Below are 19,522 nucleotides of genomic sequence, written 5' to 3'. Positions count from 1 at the left end.
ATGGACAAACGATCAATATATGACGGATTGAATCAGTTAGAAGTGGAGTTGCAAAATTCCTTGAATAATCTAGCGGAAATGAAGCAGTCTTTGCAAGAAATCGTCGAAAAAAATACGACATTAGAATTGGAAAATCAACGCTTACGTGAACACATTCGTGAGTTGAACCAAGTGGCAGATGCACCCGCTGAATCGGTCAAACAAGAGCTTTCTAAATCACGGATGAATTTAGAAAAGATTTACGAAGAAGGATTTCATGTTTGTTATGACTTATACGGTTCTCGCAGAGATCATGACGAACCTTGTGCGTTTTGTCTAGAAGTGATCTATCGTGAAAGCGGCAAATAGCTGACAGACGAAGCGGTTCGTTAGAAAAAAGATCAGTTTCTGCTGGTCTTTTTTTCGAAAGGAGCAGTACATGCAAAAGCAGCAAAGTTATAAACAAGACACTGGAAAACTGTATCTTGTTCCAACACCGATCGGTAACTTGGAAGATATGACGTTCCGATGTGTCAAAATTTTAAAAGAAGCGGACTTGATCGCAAGTGAAGATACTCGAAATACCCAGAAATTGTTGAATCATTTTGAGATTGCGACACCGCAAAAAAGCTTACATGAACACAATTATAAAGAACGGGTGCCACAGCTGATAGAACAGCTGCAAATGGGCAAGACTATTGCCCAATGCAGTGATGCTGGTATGCCCTCCATTAGTGATCCAGGTCATGAATTAGTCAAGGCGTGCTTGGTCGAAGGAATCGCAGTGATTGCGCTCCCAGGACCTACGGCTGGTTTGACCGCGCTGATCGCTTCTGGCTTATCACCGCAGCCGAATCTTTTTTATGGCTTTTTACCTCGTAAGAAAAAAGAACAAAAGCAAGCGTTAAGTGAATTGGCAAGCCAAAAAGCTACGATGATTTTTTATGAGTCACCGTATCGAATCGCATCGACGATCGAAACGATGAAAGAGGTATTGGGAGAACGTCAAGCAGTTATCTGCCGTGAATTGACAAAAATCCACGAAGAATATTTGCGAGGGACCTTTTCAGAATTGATTGAATACCTCGACCAACAACCAATCAAAGGGGAATGCTGTCTATTAGTGGAAGGCGCTTCTGAAATCCCTGAAGTCGTTTATGAAGGAAGCTATGCTGAACAGGTGGCAGCCTTGATGGAAGAGGCAGACTTGTCTTCGAAAGAAGCCATCAAAGAAGTGGCTAAACGCAATCAAGTGAAGAAACAGCTTGTTTATCAAGCCTACCATCAATTAGAAACGTAATCATACCGAGAATTCTCTCGGTATTTTTTTGTCTTTTTTCGGATTTGTGTTAAGTTATCTGACATCAATAGTTAGCTATTTTCAGAAAATTCACGGTTTTCTCAGAAAAATCTAGATTATTTGAAAATATGATGTTAGGATAACTAACATAAAGAAAAGGAGGCGTCAAAAATGAACACAGGGAATATTGCATTTATTTTAATTTGTAGCGGCATGGTTTTTCTTATGACTCCAGCATTGGCATTTTTTTACGGAGGATTGGAACGTCGCAAAAACATCCTCAATACCATGATGATGGTGATTTGTACGATGGGCTTGGCGTCTGTGCTATGGGTCGCTTTAGGGTATACCTTATCTTTTAGCGGCACAGGCTCATTTATTGGGAATTTAGATAAAGTCTTTTTCAATCATGTCTCGATGACAGAAGGAGAAGGGATTCCTGAAGGGTTATTTGCGGCCTTTCAAATGATGTTTGCCTTGATTACAACGGCGATCATTACTGGATCTGTCGTGGGCAGAATGCGTTTCTCAGCTATTTTCCTATTTATCGGCTTCTGGCTAGTTCTCGTGTATTTTCCAATGGCACATATGGTATGGGGCGGCGGTTTTTTAGATGCGATCGGCTCGATCGATTTTGCAGGAGGCAATGTCGTTCATATCAGTTCGGGTATCAGTGGGTTAGTCTTAGCGATCGTTGTCGGTAAGCGGCGAGAATTTCATCAAACCGAATATCGTCCTCATAATATTCCCTTTGTTGTACTAGGTGCTGGCCTTTTATGGTTTGGCTGGTTTGGCTTTAATGCTGGCTCTGCGTTAGCAGCTGATGGTCTAGCGATCCACGCCCTAATGACCACGAATACGGCTGCAGCCAGTGCGATGCTTTCTTGGATGCTGATCGAAAAAATCGTGTTGGGCAAACCGACGATCGTTGGTGCGTGTACTGGAGCCGTCGTGGGCTTAGTTGCCATCACACCAGGTGCGGGATTTGTCTCGCTTTGGTCTTCCTTTATCATTGGCGCTTTAGTCAGTCCGTTTTGCTACTTCTTTATTTCTGTCATCAAACATCGTCTAGGATTAGATGATGCGCTGGATGCCTTTGGCTGCCACGGGGTAGGCGGGATCTTCGGTGGTTTGATGACGGGGATCTTTGCGGATCCAACAGTGGGTGGACGGTCAGGATTGCTCTATGGCGGCGTTGATCTTTTTCTCGCACAAGCCGAAAGTATCGTATTTACGATTCTATTTGCAGGTATCTTATCCTTTGTCATTATCACTTTGATCAAATGGGTAATGCCGATTCGCGTATCGCAACAAGAAGAAGCAGTGGGGATGGATCGGATCGAACATGACGAAACGGCCTATCCTACCTTTATGGGGTTAGACTCTTAAGAGTGGAGGAGCAGTCATGAAAAAAGTTGAAGCGATTATTCGCCAAGAAAAATTAGAAGAACTAAAGGCCGCTTTGGATCAGTCTGATTTGATCAGCGGCATGACAGTCAGTCAAGTGCTGGGCTGTGGCAATCAAAAAGGCCTCAAAGAGTTTATTCGTGGCCAAGAAGTGATCACAACTCTTTTACCAAAAGTAAATGTCCGTTTTGTTTTAGCAGATGAAAAAGTCGATGCGGTGATTGATCTGATTGTATCGATCTGTCGGACAGATGAAGTCGGTGACGGCAAAATATTCGTCTACCCGTTGGAAGAAGCGATTCGGATTCGCACCAATGAACGAGGGGAAGCTGCCTTATAGTAGAACTTCTTGGACCATGAAGAGGGCCGCAAAAGCAGTGAATGTAGAAGGAAGGACCAATGAAGATTGGTCCTTTTTGCGTGCTTCCCTCGATTCCTTGCTTGATAGGGAACCTCTGTTCGTTTATAATAAGAAGTGAGGTGAACAACGATGTCGGAACTACAATTTCCCTTAAAAAATGATACGAGCCGCAAAATTATTCATATTGATATGGATGCTTTTTTTGCTTCGGTGGAAGAACGGGATGATCCAGAGCTTGCCAAGCATCCCCTCGTCATTGCCCGTCACCCAAGTGATACTGGCGGACGAGGAGTGGTCACGACCGCCAATTATCTGGCACGACAATATGGCATCCACTCGGCAATGAGTGCGCAAAAAGCCTATGAGCTTTGTCCTCAAGCGATTTTTAAACCGGGAAATCATCAAAAGTATCGTGAAGTGTCCCAGCAAGTCAGAGAAATTTTTCATCGGTACACCGACATCATCGAACCAGTTTCTATTGATGAAGCGTATCTAGATGTCACAGTCAACAAGATCAATTGTCCTTCAGCAATTAAGATCGCTCGTTTGATTCAACGAGACATCTGGCAAGAGACTCATCTGACCTGTTCGGCAGGAGTCAGTTACAACAAATTCTTGGCAAAACTGTCTTCGGATTATCATAAACCACGAGGATTGACGGTGGTGATGCCAGATGAGGCAGTGGCCTTTTTGCAACAATTACCCATTGATAAATTTCACGGGATCGGGAAGAAAACTGTTCCGCGGATGCATGAGTTAGGTATTTTTACAGGAGCTGATCTGTATGGCTGGAGTGAGATGGCGCTGATTCGTGAATTTGGCAAAATGGGGTATTCCTTGTATCGGAAAGTTAGAGGGATCCATGATTCCCCAGTTAGTGTGACCAGAGAACGGAAATCAGTTGGAAAAGAGCATACATACGGCAATCCATTAACCAGTGAAGAACAAGTATTGAGCCAGTTACGGGCTATCGCAGAAGAAGTCGAAAGATCCCTGAAGCGCACACAAAAACATGGCAAGACGGTCGTGTTGAAAGTTCGTTACAGTGATTACTCTACGATCACCAAGCGAGTGACCTTGCCAACCTATGTTCATAAAAAAGAACAGCTATTTTCCGAAGCAAGTCTGATTTGGGAAGAAATTTTAGGTCTGGAAAAAGGCATCCGTCTTTTGGGGATCACCGTCACAAATCTTGATCCACTGACCTATGAAAATATCGTACTGCCCTTATGGCAACTATCTGACGAGCAGTAGGCTGAAGAGGAGGAGCAAAATGACACTCTATCAAGTATATGACACGATGACAGGATTAGCTAATCAGGAGCGAAGTGAAAAAATGGCCGCCTACATGCGGCATCAGTTTGATTTTTTAGGCATTCCTACGCCGTTGCGCCGCCAGCAGGAGAAAGCGACCTTCAAAGCTGCAAAACAAACGAAAACGGTTGATTGGGACTTTATCGATCATTGTTGGCAAAGCAGCTATCGGGAACACCAATACCTTGCGATTGATTATTTAGTGGTGATGGAGCCGTTTCTAGCGGCCATCGATCTGGCAAAAATTGAACAGCTAGTCATAACAAAAGCTTGGTGGGATAGCGTGGACGCCCTAAGTGAGGTTGTCAGAAAACTAGTTCGCCGACTGCCAGCGTTAAAAGCTGAAATGCTTCGCTGGAGTCTTGAGGAAAATCTTTGGCTGCGGCGAGTGGCAATACTCCATCAACTGCTGCAAAAAGAACAGATGGATCAACCACTGCTTGAAGAGGTCCTCGTCAATAATTTGGGGAGTTCTGAATTCTTTATCAACAAAGCCATTGGTTGGAGCTTACGAGATTATGCCAAGACGAATCCTCAGTGGGTCCAAGACTTTCTTCTTCGCTATCAAACAAGTCTGGCGCCTTTGACGATTCGTGAAGCAAGTAAGTACCTGTAAAAAGCTTGGTCACTGAGTTGAGATAACATAAAAAAACACCGTGCATCATCTTTGAAGGAAGAGGAGGTGACCGTCAAAAGTTCGATTTTTTGGTCTAACTTTTGGGGTCACCTCAAGATGCACGGTGTTTTTAGTTTTTAAATTTGTTTTTTGATTTGTTCGTAGCTTGCTTCAGCATCTTTGCACTTTGCCCAGATAACCGCTTTTCCTTGTTCCCGAGATGCAGCAAGATCAATGATTCGTTGATTGCTGCTGCCGCGAAACTGCAAGTTTAAATTTCGTTTGCTCAGTTCAAAACGACCGTCGACTAAAATATCGATTTTTGATAAAAGTTCCAATTTATCGGGTGTTTCCAAAAGCAATTCTTCATAGGTGTAGCCTGACCAGCTCCAAATATCTTTGCTGTGCCCAAATTCAGCACGAACCCGATCAACGACTTTCAGACAGACTGTTGTGTTCAAGAAAGGTTCGCCGCCCAGGAGGGTCAGCCCTTGGACATAATCATGCCGCAGATCTTCGATGATTCGATCCTCTAGTTCTTGCGTAAAAGGTGTACCATAGCGAAAGTTTTGGACCGCTTTGTTGAAACAGCCTTCACAAGCAAAGAGACAGCCGCTCACGTATAAACTATTTCGAATGCCTTCACCATCAACAAAGTTGAAGGCTTTGTAATCAGCAATATAATTTTGGCTATATTCTTTGGCTTGCCATTCTTTAGGTTTCGGATTTCTCATAAGAAAACTTCTTTCTATCATGAATTACAGGGATTGGTCTTCAAGAAAAGGAGTGTAGAAGAATTCTAGCACTCCTTTTTCGTTTATTCTTGCAAATGTTTGACCCGGGCAGAAATTTCTTTGTGCCGTCCATTGACCATTGGACGAGCTTGAGGATTTCCAAGATACCCACAGGTTCTTTTGACGACGTCACAACTTTTTGGGTCATGATTGCCGCATTGCGGGCATTCGAAGCCCCGTTCAGTTGGATTGAAATCTCCTTCATACCCACACTCATAACAGTGATCGATAGGGGTATTTGTTCCAAGATAGGCGACCCGATCATAAGCGTAATCCCAAACCGCTTCTAACGCTTTTGGATTTTGCTGCAAGACTGGGTATTCACAGTAATGAATAAACCCGCCAGAACAGTATTTTGGATATTCTTTTTCAAAATCAAGTTTTTCAAATGGTGTCGGATTTTTCCGCACATCATAGTGGAAGCTGTTGGTGTAGTATTCTTTGTCGGTAATGTTTTCAACTTCACCGAATTTTTCGGTATCCAAGCGGCAGAAACGATCAGTCAGGCTTTCACTAGGCGTCGAATACACGCTGAAATGATAGCCGTATTCATCGCCCCAAGCATCTGCATGAGCTTTCAATTCTTTCACGATCGCTAGGGTAAAGGCTTTTGCTTCTGGATCTTGTTCCCATGTTCCACCATAAAAAGCCGAAGCAGCTTCATACAAACCGATATATCCAAGAGAAACAGTAGCACGTTTGTTTTTGAATAGTTCATTCACATTGTCTTTGCGATCCAAACGTTCACCGAAAGCCCCATACATATAAAGGATCGGCGCATTCGCAGGGCTGGCTTCTTTACAGCGCTCCACCCGATAGACAAGAGCATCCTTGACGATTTGCAGACGATCTTCCAGCAGCGTCCAGAATTTTTCTTGATCACCATTTGCTTCTAAGGCGATCCGAGGAATATTCAATGTTACGACGCCTAGATTCATCCGACCAACATTGACTTCTTCGCCACGTTCGTTTTTCCAGCCTTGCAAGAAAGAACGACAGCCCATCGGCACTTTAAAGCTGCCGGTCAATTCAACCAATTTATCATAATTCAAAATATCAGGATACATCCGTTTGGTGGCACACTCTAAAGCCAGTTCTTTAATATCATAGTTCGGATCGGTAGGGGCCAAGTTGACGCCACGGCGAATACTAAAGATCAATTTTGGAAAAATAGCGGTACGCTTTTCACTTCCTAACCCGTTGATGCGAATTTGGAGAATCGCTCGTTGGATCTCCCGTTCGAACCAGTTGGTTCCTAAACCAAACCCAAGGGAAGTAAACGGCGTTTGTCCGTTTGAGGTGAATAACGTATTGATTTCGTATTCTAGACTTTGCATTGCATCGTAGATATCTTTGCGCGTTTTGCTCTTCGCATAAGCTTCCCGACGTTCAGGCGACTCGATCCATTCTTCGGCATCTTTTAGATGCTTTTGATAATTCAACTCAGCAAAAGGAGCCAATAATTCATCTGTTCGATCAGCAGAACAGCCGCCATATTGACTCGATGCTACGTTTGCAATGATTTGTGAGATTTGAGCGGTGGCCGTTTGGATCGATTTTGGCGATTCCACTTCGGCGTTCCCAATTTTAAACCCATTATTCAGCATGCCTTTAAAATCGATCAAGCAGCAGTTGGTCATTGGGGTGTAAGGATGATAATCCAAGTCATGGTAATGAATGTCGCCTTTTTGGTGAGCATTTGCCACGTGAGGAGGGAGCATTTTCAAACCGATCGATTTTCCTACGATCCCAGCGGTCAAATCACGTTGTGTATTGAACACATTGCTATCTTTATTGGCATTTTCATTGACGACCGATTGATCTTTATTCATCAATTTGTTGATCGTAAAGTTGATGTCTGTGGCTTTGCTGCGCTCGAAATCACGATGGGTCCGATAGTTGATATATTCTTCAGCCAAGGCATACTCGTTTTTTGCTAATAAGATATGCTCGACGATATTTTGGATCTCATAGATTTTTACATTCGTACGAAAACGTTCCGCGATCTCGTGATCGACACTGTCAACGATCTCGGTGATTTTTTCGTGGTCGATGGGAGAAAGCTCGCCGTTGATTTTTCTTAGGGCTTTCACTAACGCATCGTAAATTTTTTGATCATCAAAATCGACAAGCCGTCCATCACGTTTAACGATTTTTAACTGACGCAAAGCGGACTGTCTTTCCAACCCTTGCTCAGGATTTCTCTTAATGTTCATCATTTCTACCACTCCTTATCTTCCTCAATATAATAAAACAAATTGTAGAAATGAGCAACTATATATAGTGGTGGATAAGGGGTGGTAAATTGGATATACACAATATATGGTGTATATTCATTGGGGTGTTTTCTGGGAAAACTGATAAGATTAAGGATTTGGTTGTTCCATGTTTCACATAATGAATAAAAAACTTTTTTAAATTTATTTTTTCTCTGTTTTGAAGCAGAAGTATTCAATGAAAAAGTATGCTACCATAGGGAGAGAATTTTATTAAAGGAGGGTTCTATGTGAAAAATATGATTGATGTGAAGCATCTGACCAAAAGTTACGGCACTCGTTTCAATCAAACCAAAGTATTAGATAACCTTTCTTTTGCAGTGGATCAAGGAGAATTTGTCGGGGTCATGGGGCCCAGCGGTGCTGGGAAAACGACCTTGATGAATCTGTTGTCTTCAATTATGCGACCTAGCTTAGGCTCGATCTATATCGATGGCAAAGACATTACCCGAATGTCGGAAAAAGCCCTCAGTGATTTTCGTCGTCAGCAGATCGGTTTCATCTTTCAAGACTTTAATCTTTTAGAGACGTTGACTGCCAGAGACAATATCTTGCTTCCCCTTGCCATTGATCGTTTGCCCGTGAGTGAAACCCAAGAGCGCATTGAACAAACGGCCAATTTGTTAGGAATCGAGCACTTGTTAGATCGCTACCCAGAAGAATTGTCTGTAGGGCAAAAACAGCGGGTCGCTGCTGCTCGAGCAATCATTAGTCGTCCGGTGGTCCTTTTTGCTGATGAACCCACTGGCGCCCTTGATTCAAAAGCGGCGACAGAATTGTTACGGTATTTAGCGCAAATCAATCAACAAGAGAAAACGACGATCTTGATGGTCACCCATGATCCTTTCACCGCCAGCTACTGCAACCGAATTTTATTCATCCGAGACGGTGTCTTCTTTGCAGAAGTCGTCAAAAAAGGCGGGCGTCAGGAATTTTTCGAAAAAATCATCGATATGCAGGCAACGATTGGAGGCGGTCCGCGCCATGTTGTTTAAAATCGGCTGGCGGAGTTTTTTGCGGCAGTTTCGCAACTATATGGTGTATTTTATTTGTATGATGACCGCCGTGATGATTTTTTATTCCTTTAACGCCTTGATGAATGATCGTCTGCTGAATCAACGGGTCCAGCAAGATATCCGCATTGAAGGGGTTTTAGGATTCGGCAGCAGTGTGGTTGCCTTTGTCGTTTTGTTTTTTATGCTGAGTGCCAATCATTTTTTTCTTAGTCAGCGACAAAAAGAAATCAGTGTTTACCAGCTTTTGGGGCTGCGGCAAGGTCGTCTGGCTTGGCTGTTGCTGCGGGAAACGTTTCTATTGAACTTTTTCTCTTTAGTGACCGGCATCTTTATGGGGATTATTTTTTCGAAATTTTTTTCTATGATTTTGATTCGAGCGATGGGCTTGAATTTAACGAGTCATTTCTTTAATTCGCCCCAATCGATTTTTTCAACGGTTTTTGTCTTTATCGCGGCGATGATTATTTTGAGTATTCAAGTGATCCTTTTTGTTTGGCGTACCCCAATGAGTGAGCTGATCAAGACTGAATACCGCTTACCGATCAAGAAAATGAAAATGACCCCGTTTCGTTCATTAATGGGGGTTCTAGGTCTGATTCTACTGGGGGTAGGCTACTATTTGTCTTTGACCCTGCGGGAAACTTGGACCAACTATATCACGTACACACAAGATTTTTCAGCAATTTTATGGATTCCTTTATTGATTCTGTTTTGTTGTGTGACGGCAACCTATCTTTTTTTTGATTGCTCGTTGCCGGCATTGTTATATTTTTTGAGTAAGCCGAAAAAACGTCTTATCAAAGGGGCGAAACTGATTGCTTACAATAACGTGCGGGCTTACTTGCAAAGAACGTGGAAAAGCTATGCGCTTTTGACGATCATCACAGCGATCGCAATCTCCCTGATCGGGGGAACGATGGGGGTCATCTCATTAAACTATCAAGCAACGAACCGCATTTATCCAACGTCCTTTCAAGTGTCAGAAGAGCAGGCAGATACCTTGCGGGACCTTTTAGAAAAAGCCGATACACCGATTATTGCCGAACAATCGATTCCCTATAAAATGACCAATATGACGGTTCAAACCCGTTACCTTGGAGAGTTGCAAGACGAAAATATTGAAAATATCATGGTGAATCTGGTCGCTTTTTCTGATTATCAGCGTCTGCGAAAACTGGTTCCCGATGCCCCGGAGATTCAACTGAGTACTGATAAACAAGCGGTGCTTTTTGACAGTCAATACGATGTGACTCGTTCGTTTATCACCTATCGCGATGAGGTCAAAATCGGCAATCAACATACGTTCAAACTCATTCAAGCAGAACAGGATTATTTTGGGGATTCTGCCTTGCGCTATTCCTTGCCGAATGTCCTTGTCATCCAAGATGATGCGTACCAGCAAGTTGAGGGCTTCACCTATAGCGTTGCTTATTTACAAACAGACAAGGTGCAAACGGAGAGCTTGACTCAGCTGCTAGATGAAGAGCTGCCGATCGAGTGGACGCATCCTTTGACCTATGAGTTTAGCGATGACCAAAAAAGCGTGCGTTTTTATCCAGAGACTGCCCGAGATTCCACCAGTGAGAATAACCAGATGACCGCATATCGACTGACCTTAGCGAATCGTTTTACAACGATGCGCGGCGTGCGGCGGCAAGCAGGAATCGTTTTGTTTGTGTCATTATTTGTAGGTGTGATCGTTTTGATCACGACATCCAGCAGTTTGATCGTTCGGCAATTTTCAAATACCGAGCGGGAGAAACACAATTACCGATTATTGACCAAACTAGGTTACACCCGAAAAGAAGTACGTAAACTCGTTTACTGGCAAAACATCTGGATTTTTATGCCAGGTACGTTACTGGCGATCTTGCACGCCGTCTTTGCCATTAATACCTTCACCCAAATCATCGACAGTCCTGGGTATTGGGTGGCTCATTTGTTTGCGGCAGTTGCAGCAGTCGTCTATCTATTTGCCTATTTGATTACCGTCAAGCTGTGTCTGCGAATAATTGAAACTTGATTGAATTCTTGATAAAACGATCCTTAGAATTGAAGCGAACCTTGCAAGTTAGACCAAAAAATCTAACCTTGAGGATCACTACAAAACGAGGATCGTTTTTTCATTTAACCAATCTTTTTGTATTTCCCTCTGGCACCAGATTAAGAGAATGGTATAATCATAATCAATGAGACAAAGGAGGAAGCAAGATGGAGAAAAAAGAAGAACAGCTTTTAATAGACCTAACGACTGCACGTGGGGTTCCTGGGAATGAGGAGGAAGTGCGTGAAGTCTTTAAAGAATATGCCAAAGACTTTGCTGAAGATATCTTTTTTGATGGTTTAGGAAGTGTCATTGCCAAACATGTTGGTGATGGCGGTGGACCGAAAATTTTTATATCGGGACATATGGATGAAGTCGGCTTTATGGTAACTAAAATCACAGAAAAAGGCTTTATTGAATTCCAGACCCTTGGTGGTTGGTGGGGGCAAGTGATGCTGGCACAGCAAGTCGAGATCAAAACCAATGAAGGCAAATTGATCCACGGTGTCGTCGGTTCAAAACCACCCCATGTCTTGAGTCCAGAGACTCGAAATAAACCGTATGATATCAAAGATATGTTCATTGATATCGGCGCTTCAAGTGAAGAAGAAGCCAAAGGCTGGGGGATCCGTCCGGGAGATATGATCACCCCTTATATCCAATACAAACGGATGAACGACAGCAAATTTTTATTAGCCAAAGCATGGGACAATCGCATTGGTACGGCAGTATCACTGCGGGTATTAGAAACCTTGGCAGCAGAAGGACATCCCAACTGCTTGTTTGCTGGCAGTGACGTGATGGAAGAAGTTGGCCTAAGAGGGGCGCGAACAAGCACTCACTTAGTGAATCCCGATATCGCTATCGCACTAGATACTGGCACCGCTGGGGACACACCTGGAATGACACCAAAAGAAGCGGATTCTGTGTTAGGCAAAGGCCCACAAGTCCTGATTTTCGATGCTTCCATGATTCCTCACAAGAAATTATTGAATTTTGTGATCGATGTCGCAGAAGAGATGGAAATTCCTTTCCAATATACCGTGATCACTGGTGGAGGAACCGATGCTGGTCAAATGCATTTGACTCGTGATGGGGTCCCTTCGATCGCTATTACCGTGCCAGTTCGTTACCTGCATTCTCATACTTCTGTCATTCATGAGGATGACTACTTCAATACAGTCAAGCTTGTAACGGAAGTGGTTCGCCGCTTAGACGATAAGACCGTTAAAGCATTGCGCAGTTACTAAGGTGAGTCTATGAGATCAAATACAATGATTCGAGAGACCGCCAAAAACTCCTTGCGCGGATTCTGGGGAACGTTCGTCTTAAGTATTTTAGCGACGGTTGCGGTACAAGCGGTGGTCAGCTCGCTTTTTAGTAGTATTGGTACTTCTTTTGGTGCAAACAATGCAGGGAGCTGGATCGATCTGATCTTGGACAATTTTGTTTTCTTTGCGTTTTCGGTAGCGTTGAGTATCATGGCACTCTATCTGGTTCGTGGCAGAGGAATCAAGGTGGCGGATATTTTTCTAGTCTTTGATAAACGTCTGTATGTACCGTTTTTGCTACTAAATTTAGTGAGCGCGCTTTTAAATTATCTTTTGAGTTTTGCGATTTTCTTGCCGCAGTTTGTCTTATCAGGACTCAATCAATATTTGGACTTGGTATTCAATTTTAATCGGGGAATCTCTATTGATGTGGCGATGTTTAATGGCTCGGTCGCTTTTGTGATTGGGACCTTTCTCTCCATCATTTTGTTCTTCTTTTTGTCACAAGTCGTTACTGGTGTGATTCAATTAGCAATCTATCTGCGCTATGATCAACCGGAATTAGGGGTTCTTCAGTCAATTAAAGTGGCCTTTGCGCTCTTGCGTCCACATCTGGGTCAATACATTTGGCTACAGTTATCATTGATTGGCTGGTTTATTCTCGGCTTTTTGGCACTGATGATCGGGATGCTATGGGCAAACGCCTACGCTTATGCAGTCAATGCAGTATTTTATGAGGAATTGATCAATGAACAACGAGCGATGATCAGATAAACAAAAAAGACGACGGCCCATTGGTCTGGCTCCCTGCAGATAGAGTAAAAAACTCATTCATAGGGTACTACCAATAGACGTCGTCTTTTTCTCGTTTTCTCGATCTTTTTTTGCAAAAAAATGGTCGGATTTTAGTCAAATCAGCTGAGATGTGATAGCATAAAAGAAGTAGAAAACCAGCTTGAGCCAAAGAGGAGGAAACACAAGTGAAAATAACTGTCTTAGGTTGTTTAGGTGCCTATCCGTATAATGGTGAAGGGACTACTGGCTATTTAGTTGAGTCGGAAGGCTTTCATTTGCTGCTTGATGCGGGAAGCACCACCTTGGTCCAACTAGAAAAAATCCTTGATCCCTTAGACTTAGATGCAGTGATTCTGACGCATTACCATCACGATCATATTGCGGATCTAGGGGTATTGCAATACTATTGGCAATTGTATCCAGGAAACGAAGAACGCCAGGTTTTGCCGATCTACGGACATGGGGAGGACACTGTTCATTTTGAAAGCCTGACAATGCCTGGAGTGACTCAAGGAATTGATTACCTCCAAACGGAGTCATTGGAATTGGGCCCGTTTACCATTACCTTTATGAAAACGATCCATCCAGTCACTTGCTATGCCATGCGATTTGTTGAGAAAAGCACAGGCAAGGTTTTTGTTTTTACAGGCGATTCTGGCTACTTAGAATCTTTTGTTCCGTTTGCACAAGGAGCTGACCTGTTTTTGGCAGATACCTATCTTTTTGCAGGCAATGAGCGGCACAAGGCTCATTTTACGTCAAAAGAAGCAGGCGAGATCGCCCATGCGGCGCAGGTAAAAAAATTAATGTTGACGCATTTGCCGCAACACGGTGATTTAGAACAGTTACGAGAAGAGGCTGCACTAGCTGCCAATGGGATCCCCGTTGAATTGGCGGCTGTTCAAAAAATAATTGAAATCATCTAATTAGGAGGAACGAATAGTATGCTTTTTGTACCGAACGAACTGAATGACCCACGCATCAATTTAGCCATCGAGATTTTTCTTCTTCAAGAAATGAAAGTGGATGAACCCATCTTACTTTTTTACATTAATGAACCATCGATTATCATTGGACGCAATCAAAATACGATCGAAGAGATCAATAAGGAATATGTGGATGAACATGGGATCCATGTCGTTCGTCGTTTCAGCGGCGGCGGTGCAGTCTATCATGATTTCGGAAACTTGAATTTCAGCTTTATTATGCCTGACGATGGGAATTCTTTCAGAGATTTTGAAAAACTGACCAAACCAATCGTCCAAGCTTTACATGAGATGGGGGTTGAAGGGGCGCAACTAAAAGGCCGCAACGACCTTGTGATCAATGACATGAAGTTTTCTGGGAATGCGATGTACGCAACAAATGGCCGGATGTTTGCTCACGGCACGATCATGTTTGACAGTGACATCAATGAAGTAGTCAACGCCTTGAAAGTCCGTAAAGACAAAATCGAATCAAAAGGCATCAAATCGATCCGTTCAAGAGTGACCAACATCAAACCATTCTTGCCAAAAGAGAAGCAAGACATGACGACTGAAGAGTTCCGTCAAGAAATCTTATTGAAGATTTTTGGTGTCGATTCCGTGGAAGACGTCAAAACCTATGAACTAACAGAAGAGGATTGGGTCAAGATCAATGAGATTTCCGATAAGTATTATCGTAACTGGGATTGGAATTACGGCAAATCACCAGCCTTTGATATCGAACGTCGTCATCGATTCCCGATCGGCTCAATCGAAGTTCGTTTAAATGTGGCAGAAGGAAAAATCACAGATGCCAAAATCTTTGGCGACTTTTTCGGCCTAGGGGACATTGCAGATGTAGAACAAGCACTGATCGGTACTCGTTATGCCAAAGAAGATTTGGCACAAGTCATTGCCAACATTGATGTCAAAAAATATTTTGGCAACATCACGCCTGAAGATTTTCTTTCATTGATTTATTAAAAAAAAAACGAAGCAGCCTTTTCCATCTGGCTGCTTCGTTTTTTATTAGTATGCGCGGGCGATCCAAACGGTGTGTTTGGCAGGTTTGCCGCTGACAATATCGACTGTTTTTTCCATTGGTGCTTCAAACGGAATGTTTCGGGTAGTAAAGCCAGTTTCTTCTTTGATTTTGGCTTCGGTTTCTTCCGAGCCGTCCCAACCGATCAAAACAAAACCAGTCACTTTGTCTTCTTGTTTGCACGTTTCGATATGGGCTTTTAGTTCATCCAATGTATCGATGTTGGTGTACTCATTATCTTTGTTACGTTCCTTCGCAGCTGCTAATAAACGTGGAGTCATTGCTTGTAATTCTTGGTCAACAAACGCTTCTAATTCCTCAAGCGCCACCGTTTGCTTGTCAGCTAGGTCACGGACTTTGACCATGACTTTACCAGCTTCTAAATCTCTTGGGCCACATTCGATTCTCAAGCAAGCGCCTTTTAGTTCCCATTCATTGAACTTATAGCCAGGTGAGTTATCAGAATCATCCAAACGAACACGAATGCCCTTGGCTTTAAAGTTGGCATACAGTTCTTCTAATTTTTCTAAGATGGCTGGATTCTTTTTCCAAGGACCGACTGGTAACAACACAACTTGGGTTGGTGCAATGGTTGGTGGGAAAACTAAACCATTTTCATCGCCATGGGTCATGATCAAGGCACCTAATAAGCGGGTAGAGACACCCCAAGAGGTTGTGTGGGCATAGGTATGCTTGTTTTCTTTCGTTAAATACGTAATATCAAATGCTTCAGCAAATTTTGTACCCATGTAGTGGCTGGTTCCTGCTTGGACTGCTTTGCCGTCTTTCATCATCGCTTCGATCGAATAAGTATCTACTGCCCCTGCAAAGCGCTCAGATGGGGTTTTTTGTCCGCGATAAACAGGGATCGCTAGGAATTCTTCGCAAAGGCGGGCATATTCATCTAAGACTTTCATGGTGCGTTGACGAGCATCTTCTTCATTTTCATGAGCGGTATGACCTTCTTGCCATAAAAACTCTGAGGTACGCAAGAAAGGCAATGTTTTCTTTTCCCAACGAAAGACGTTTGCCCATTGATTGATTTCATAAGGCAGGTCACGGTAGGAGTTGATCCAATCAGAAAAGGCAGAGCCGATCATGGTTTCTGAGGTTGGACGCAATGCCAAAGGTTCTTCCAGTTTTTCGTTGCCGACTTCTGTGACCCAAGGTAATTCAGGGGCAAAGCCTTCGATATGATCCGCTTCCTTCATAAAGAAATTTTGCGGAATCAGCATTGGGAAGTATGCATTGCGAATGCCTTCTTTTTTCAAGAAACGATTGAACTCCTCTTGAATATGCTCCCAAAGTTCGAAGCCGTCAGGACGGAAAATAATGGAACCTTTCACTGGGGAGTAAGCCATCAATTCGGCTTTTTGGATCGTTTGGATATACCATTCTGTAAAATCATTTTTTTGTGTCATTGTTTTTCCTCCTTAAAAAAATAAAAAAGCATCTCGTCCTAAAAAAGGACGAAATGCTTGGATTTCGCGGTACCACCTTTGTTGATTATCCATCGGGATAATCCAACTCGTAAAGGATAAGGCCTTTCCACCGACCGTTTTGCGGTCATTGCCATTGGGTAGGTTCATTTTATCAGCGGGTGTCGATTTTTCAGCTGCCATCGACTCTCTAAGACCATCATAAAATTACTATTCCAATGCTTGTTGCTGTTCTTTATCATGCTAAAGCGAAAAAGCGAAAAAAGCAAGAGTTTTTTCGCTTTTTCTTAAAATAGACCGTTTAACGTATCGGAGAAAAGGCAGTCAGTCAAAAGACAGCAGATCCGCTTTAGCGGCAAGTGTTAAACGCAAAAAATGAAAACCATCTGAATCCTCGATACGCATACTTCCTTGATAGACAAGACAAATTTGTTCTAGCATTTGCACATCGGTATGGATCGCCTGTCGTTTTGCTTCATCAGTTTGCAGTTTTTCTGCCTCATCCTCTGTTAAAAGCGGCATTTGACAGTCGATATGCAGCTGTTCTTTTGTGTCAGTCACTTTCAACGAAAGCTTGCGATTTTGAGGATCTGTGACCGAACAGGTGTAGCGGATGGCGTACTCTAAGCAATGGGCGATCAAGGACAGACGATCATTTTCGTCCAATCGTTCCAGTGGTTCCGTGAGGTCATCGCAGGTAAGGGTAATCCTTTTTTGAGCGGCGGTGTGTTGATAATCAGCAAGCAGCATCGTCGTGATCGATTCTTTTTCAACCGCAGGGATCGTTAGCTGCTGCTTGATTTCTTCTTCAATCTCGCAAAGACCTTCGTACGCAGCCGCTAGTTGTTCGTCTTCTAACATGTCTTTAATGGTATGGGTTCTCTTTTTGATGGTTTGTAAAACTTGCTGCCATTGTGCCGTTTGATCTGGACCGATCGCCTGCTGATTTTCATACAATCGCACTTTGATGTCTGCTGTGTCGATCTGCTTATTTTTGCCTTCACTGGCAAAAAAGAGTTCGAGGAACCCATAACAAGTAAAAATAAGTATCAGTAAGAAAAAGATGATCGAGCGCCAATTGATGTCAGATTGCGGGAGGACTAAAATATCCTGGATATACAAGAACCCATGACCGATTGCCGCGACAACGATCCAAGGTGCACAAAGGACATAAAATTGATTCTTTTTTAACGCCTCATAAATCGCCGCAAACGAAGTCACAAAGGTGCTGGTGATATTTAATAAAAACAGATAGTTCATGCCGACTGGCAAACTTTGTTTTTGAAAAAGTGCCAAAAACATGGCAAAGATTCCGAAGGAGTAGTGAACAAACAACCATTTCTGATAATACTTACGTACGAAGTGCATGTTTGTGTAGTAAAACCCAATCAAAAACATGGGCGTAATAATCGAAAGAAAATTTAACATAAATGAATTCACGAGGGGAGAAAAAAGCAGTCCGCCCAGCAGATCCCCGAAGCCGGCTTCTAAACCTGCACTTAAAGCAAAGGCGCTGAATAAGATGGAAGATACTTTCAGCTTTCTTTGGTTGATAAAAGAAACGAAGAGATAAAATAAGTTAAGAATACAAATAAATCCGGTAAAGAGGAGGATATAGATATTCAAAATTGAAAGACTAAAAACATAACCGATCAATGCATTGGCAGGGCCGAAAAAGACCTCGGCTGGAAAGCCAGAATAGGTGTCGAAAGGACTAGTCACTTAGATCTTCAACGTCTTTCCAACGTAATCCTCTGGCAATGTGATAAAAGATAAGGTTTTGCCAGGATGGTTGAAGGTCAATGAATGTTCGGCAGCTTCATTGGTATAAATTTCTTGATCATCCAGATAGACGGTCATGTGTTGATGATCGCCAATCAGCAGCATCGTTGGATATTTGTATTCATTGGTCATTTTTCGCTGCATGACAAATCGATCATTGGCTTTTACGCTAGGTAAATATTTCACATAACGGCTAATAAAAGTAGAATCAGGATTGTCTTCCGCATAAAAAATCCAATCTTCCTTCTTCTCCACGGTATGGTTATCAGAAGTAGGAGATAAGAAGAGTATAAGAAAAAAACCGATGCTTCCTAGCAAAAATAGAACGAGTAGGATAAAGGGAATCCAACGTTTAAAAAAGAACTTGTTATTTAAAAAAAGCATACTTTTTCTCCTATGTTTTTTAATCGCCTTTAGCATAATATAAATAGTAAAATAAAGTCAAATAATAATCAGAAAAAATACGCATAAAAATTCAATGAATCGTTTTTAAATATTTGAAAAAAATTTAATTATGTTATAGAATCGAAAAAGAAACTGAGCCTTAGAAGGAGAAAAGAAAATGAAACTTTTGCCAAAACAAAGTATCATGCTCTCACTTTTTGTATTGTTGTTTATGCTGATTTCTGTTTTAGCGGTCGTGATTCCTCATGCGTTTGGTTTCACAATGGCCATTGTTAACAGCGATGCAATGGAACCTACATATTCCGAAGGGACATTACTTTTTGTTAAAAAGGCTTCAGAAGACAATTTGGTCGTTGGTAATGAAGTGACCTATTATGTTGATCACGGCAGACAGATGCGCACACGGCGAATCGTTGCAGTGGGAGAAAACCAATCGGTGCTTTATACGATCGGTGATAACCAAAGCCAGATGGAACCAAAAGAAATCCAAAAAAGCCAATTGATTGGGCAACCCATTTTTTATATCCCTAAAGTAGGGGCTTGGCTCACTCAAACGACGATCCAGCTTTTTAAAAACATGTATTTCCTTTTCGCAATGTATATTTTAGTGACCACCTTGTTTGTAACGCTCTATCAAATCAAATCTGGATCCATAAAAAAATCAATCATCTCTTAGCCATAAGAAGGAAAAAGCCAAAGAAACGGCAGTGTTTCTT

At 42.5% G+C, this 19,522-nt stretch carries 18 protein-coding genes and 1 other annotated feature; of the genes, 13 read left to right on the top strand and 5 right to left on the bottom strand.

From position 1 onward, the window contains the following. The 6 genes from IGI71_RS10300 to IGI71_RS10275 all read left to right on the top strand — a co-directional run bounded on the left by IGI71_RS10300 (position 1) and on the right by IGI71_RS10275 (position 4,977). Positions 1–348: a DNA replication initiation control protein YabA gene (locus IGI71_RS10300; RefSeq protein ID WP_430616353.1), complete on the top strand. Its 348-nt coding sequence runs from the start codon at positions 1–3 to the stop codon at positions 346–348. Positions 349–418: 70 nt separating this feature from the next. Beyond that, complete coding sequence (gene rsmI, locus IGI71_RS10295; protein ID WP_016610938.1) at positions 419–1,279, top strand: 16S rRNA (cytidine(1402)-2'-O)-methyltransferase; 861 nt, start codon at positions 419–421, stop codon at positions 1,277–1,279. A gap of 171 nt (positions 1,280–1,450) precedes the next feature. Then, positions 1,451–2,668: an ammonium transporter gene (locus IGI71_RS10290; RefSeq protein ID WP_016610939.1), complete on the top strand. Its 1,218-nt coding sequence runs from the start codon at positions 1,451–1,453 to the stop codon at positions 2,666–2,668. A 16-nt stretch (positions 2,669–2,684) separates the two neighbouring features. Next, positions 2,685–3,026 (top strand): P-II family nitrogen regulator, encoded by a 342-nt coding sequence (locus IGI71_RS10285; protein WP_421757909.1) that lies wholly within the window; start codon positions 2,685–2,687, stop codon positions 3,024–3,026. Positions 3,027–3,176: 150 nt separating this feature from the next. Further along, complete coding sequence (gene dinB, locus IGI71_RS10280; RefSeq protein ID WP_005229832.1) at positions 3,177–4,301, top strand: DNA polymerase IV; 1,125 nt, start codon at positions 3,177–3,179, stop codon at positions 4,299–4,301. 19 nt (positions 4,302–4,320) lie between these two features. Next, entirely contained in the window at positions 4,321–4,977 is a 657-nt protein-coding gene (locus tag IGI71_RS10275; protein ID WP_016610941.1) for a DNA alkylation repair protein, read from the top strand. A 137-nt stretch (positions 4,978–5,114) separates the two neighbouring features. On the opposite strand, the gene nrdG is transcribed toward IGI71_RS10275, so the two are convergent. Next, the gene (gene nrdG, locus IGI71_RS10270) at positions 5,115–5,711 is read right to left on the bottom strand and encodes an anaerobic ribonucleoside-triphosphate reductase activating protein (RefSeq protein ID WP_005229836.1); all 597 of its coding nucleotides are present in this window, start codon (positions 5,709–5,711) and stop codon (positions 5,115–5,117) included. Positions 5,712–5,794: 83 nt separating this feature from the next. Beyond that, a complete protein-coding gene (gene nrdD / locus IGI71_RS10265) occupies positions 5,795–7,990 on the bottom strand; it encodes an anaerobic ribonucleoside-triphosphate reductase (RefSeq protein ID WP_034869343.1) in 2,196 nt (731 codons plus the stop codon). 287 nt (positions 7,991–8,277) lie between these two features. On the opposite strand from nrdD, the gene IGI71_RS10260 reads away from it, so the two are divergent. From IGI71_RS10260 to IGI71_RS10235, 6 genes are all read left to right on the top strand, one after another. Further along, positions 8,278–9,042: an ABC transporter ATP-binding protein gene (locus IGI71_RS10260; RefSeq protein ID WP_128489226.1), complete on the top strand. Its 765-nt coding sequence runs from the start codon at positions 8,278–8,280 to the stop codon at positions 9,040–9,042. Continuing rightward, positions 9,032–11,086, top strand: a complete 2,055-nt coding sequence (locus IGI71_RS10255; protein ID WP_128489228.1) for an FtsX-like permease family protein — start codon at positions 9,032–9,034, stop codon at positions 11,084–11,086. The genes IGI71_RS10260 and IGI71_RS10255 overlap by 11 nt, the downstream gene beginning before the upstream one ends. A gap of 188 nt (positions 11,087–11,274) precedes the next feature. Beyond that, positions 11,275–12,357 carry a M42 family metallopeptidase gene (locus tag IGI71_RS10250; protein ID WP_010749523.1) on the top strand — a complete coding sequence of 361 codons (1,083 nt, stop codon included), beginning with the start codon at positions 11,275–11,277 and terminating at the stop codon, positions 12,355–12,357. Positions 12,358–12,366: 9 nt separating this feature from the next. Further along, complete coding sequence (locus IGI71_RS10245) at positions 12,367–13,152, top strand: DUF975 family protein (protein WP_230319135.1); 786 nt, start codon at positions 12,367–12,369, stop codon at positions 13,150–13,152. 206 nt (positions 13,153–13,358) lie between these two features. Then, positions 13,359–14,099, top strand: coding sequence for an MBL fold metallo-hydrolase (locus IGI71_RS10240; protein WP_060793059.1), 741 nt, complete (start codon positions 13,359–13,361; stop codon positions 14,097–14,099). 18 nt (positions 14,100–14,117) lie between these two features. Continuing rightward, positions 14,118–15,122: a lipoate--protein ligase gene (locus tag IGI71_RS10235; RefSeq protein WP_015509943.1), complete on the top strand. Its 1,005-nt coding sequence runs from the start codon at positions 14,118–14,120 to the stop codon at positions 15,120–15,122. Positions 15,123–15,167: 45 nt separating this feature from the next. Here the strand turns inward: IGI71_RS10235 and proS are convergent, their stop codons facing one another. From proS to IGI71_RS10220, 3 genes are all read right to left on the bottom strand, one after another. Then, complete coding sequence (proS, locus tag IGI71_RS10230; protein WP_010749526.1) at positions 15,168–16,601, bottom strand: proline--tRNA ligase; 1,434 nt, start codon at positions 16,599–16,601, stop codon at positions 15,168–15,170. 41 nt (positions 16,602–16,642) lie between these two features. Next, positions 16,643–16,847, bottom strand: a binding site (T-box leader). Between the two features lie 96 nt (positions 16,848–16,943). After that, positions 16,944–18,341: a hypothetical protein gene (locus IGI71_RS10225; RefSeq protein ID WP_430615651.1), complete on the bottom strand. Its 1,398-nt coding sequence runs from the start codon at positions 18,339–18,341 to the stop codon at positions 16,944–16,946. Beyond that, positions 18,342–18,785, bottom strand: coding sequence for a hypothetical protein (locus IGI71_RS10220; protein WP_430615648.1), 444 nt, complete (start codon positions 18,783–18,785; stop codon positions 18,342–18,344). A gap of 178 nt (positions 18,786–18,963) precedes the next feature. Between IGI71_RS10220 and IGI71_RS10215 the strand changes: the two genes are divergently transcribed. Continuing rightward, the gene (locus IGI71_RS10215; RefSeq protein ID WP_128489230.1) at positions 18,964–19,482 is read left to right on the top strand and encodes a S24/S26 family peptidase; all 519 of its coding nucleotides are present in this window, start codon (positions 18,964–18,966) and stop codon (positions 19,480–19,482) included. Positions 19,483–19,522: the final 40 nt, after the last annotated feature.

The organism is Enterococcus sp. DIV1279b (assembly GCF_050531515.1).
Lineage (GTDB): Bacteria > Bacillota > Bacilli > Lactobacillales > Enterococcaceae > Enterococcus_D > Enterococcus_D casseliflavus.
Note: the sequence above shows the minus strand (reverse complement) of the source record. Positions and strands in the feature narration are given on the sequence as shown.

Coding starts and splice junctions, on each gene's coding strand:
- IGI71_RS10300 (WP_430616353.1), top strand. CDS start 1: ATGGACAAACGATCAATATATGACGGATTGAATCAGTTAGAAGTGGAG.
- rsmI (WP_016610938.1), top strand. CDS start 419: ATGCAAAAGCAGCAAAGTTATAAACAAGACACTGGAAAACTGTATCTT.
- IGI71_RS10290 (WP_016610939.1), top strand. CDS start 1,451: ATGAACACAGGGAATATTGCATTTATTTTAATTTGTAGCGGCATGGTT.
- IGI71_RS10285 (WP_421757909.1), top strand. CDS start 2,685: ATGAAAAAAGTTGAAGCGATTATTCGCCAAGAAAAATTAGAAGAACTA.
- dinB (WP_005229832.1), top strand. CDS start 3,177: ATGTCGGAACTACAATTTCCCTTAAAAAATGATACGAGCCGCAAAATT.
- IGI71_RS10275 (WP_016610941.1), top strand. CDS start 4,321: ATGACACTCTATCAAGTATATGACACGATGACAGGATTAGCTAATCAG.
- nrdG (WP_005229836.1), bottom strand. CDS start 5,711: ATGAGAAATCCGAAACCTAAAGAATGGCAAGCCAAAGAATATAGCCAA.
- nrdD (WP_034869343.1), bottom strand. CDS start 7,990: ATGATGAACATTAAGAGAAATCCTGAGCAAGGGTTGGAAAGACAGTCC.
- IGI71_RS10255 (WP_128489228.1), top strand. CDS start 9,032: ATGTTGTTTAAAATCGGCTGGCGGAGTTTTTTGCGGCAGTTTCGCAAC.
- IGI71_RS10250 (WP_010749523.1), top strand. CDS start 11,275: ATGGAGAAAAAAGAAGAACAGCTTTTAATAGACCTAACGACTGCACGT.
- IGI71_RS10245 (WP_230319135.1), top strand. CDS start 12,367: ATGAGATCAAATACAATGATTCGAGAGACCGCCAAAAACTCCTTGCGC.
- IGI71_RS10235 (WP_015509943.1), top strand. CDS start 14,118: ATGCTTTTTGTACCGAACGAACTGAATGACCCACGCATCAATTTAGCC.
- proS (WP_010749526.1), bottom strand. CDS start 16,601: ATGACACAAAAAAATGATTTTACAGAATGGTATATCCAAACGATCCAA.
- IGI71_RS10220 (WP_430615648.1), bottom strand. CDS start 18,785: ATGCTTTTTTTAAATAACAAGTTCTTTTTTAAACGTTGGATTCCCTTT.
- IGI71_RS10215 (WP_128489230.1), top strand. CDS start 18,964: ATGAAACTTTTGCCAAAACAAAGTATCATGCTCTCACTTTTTGTATTG.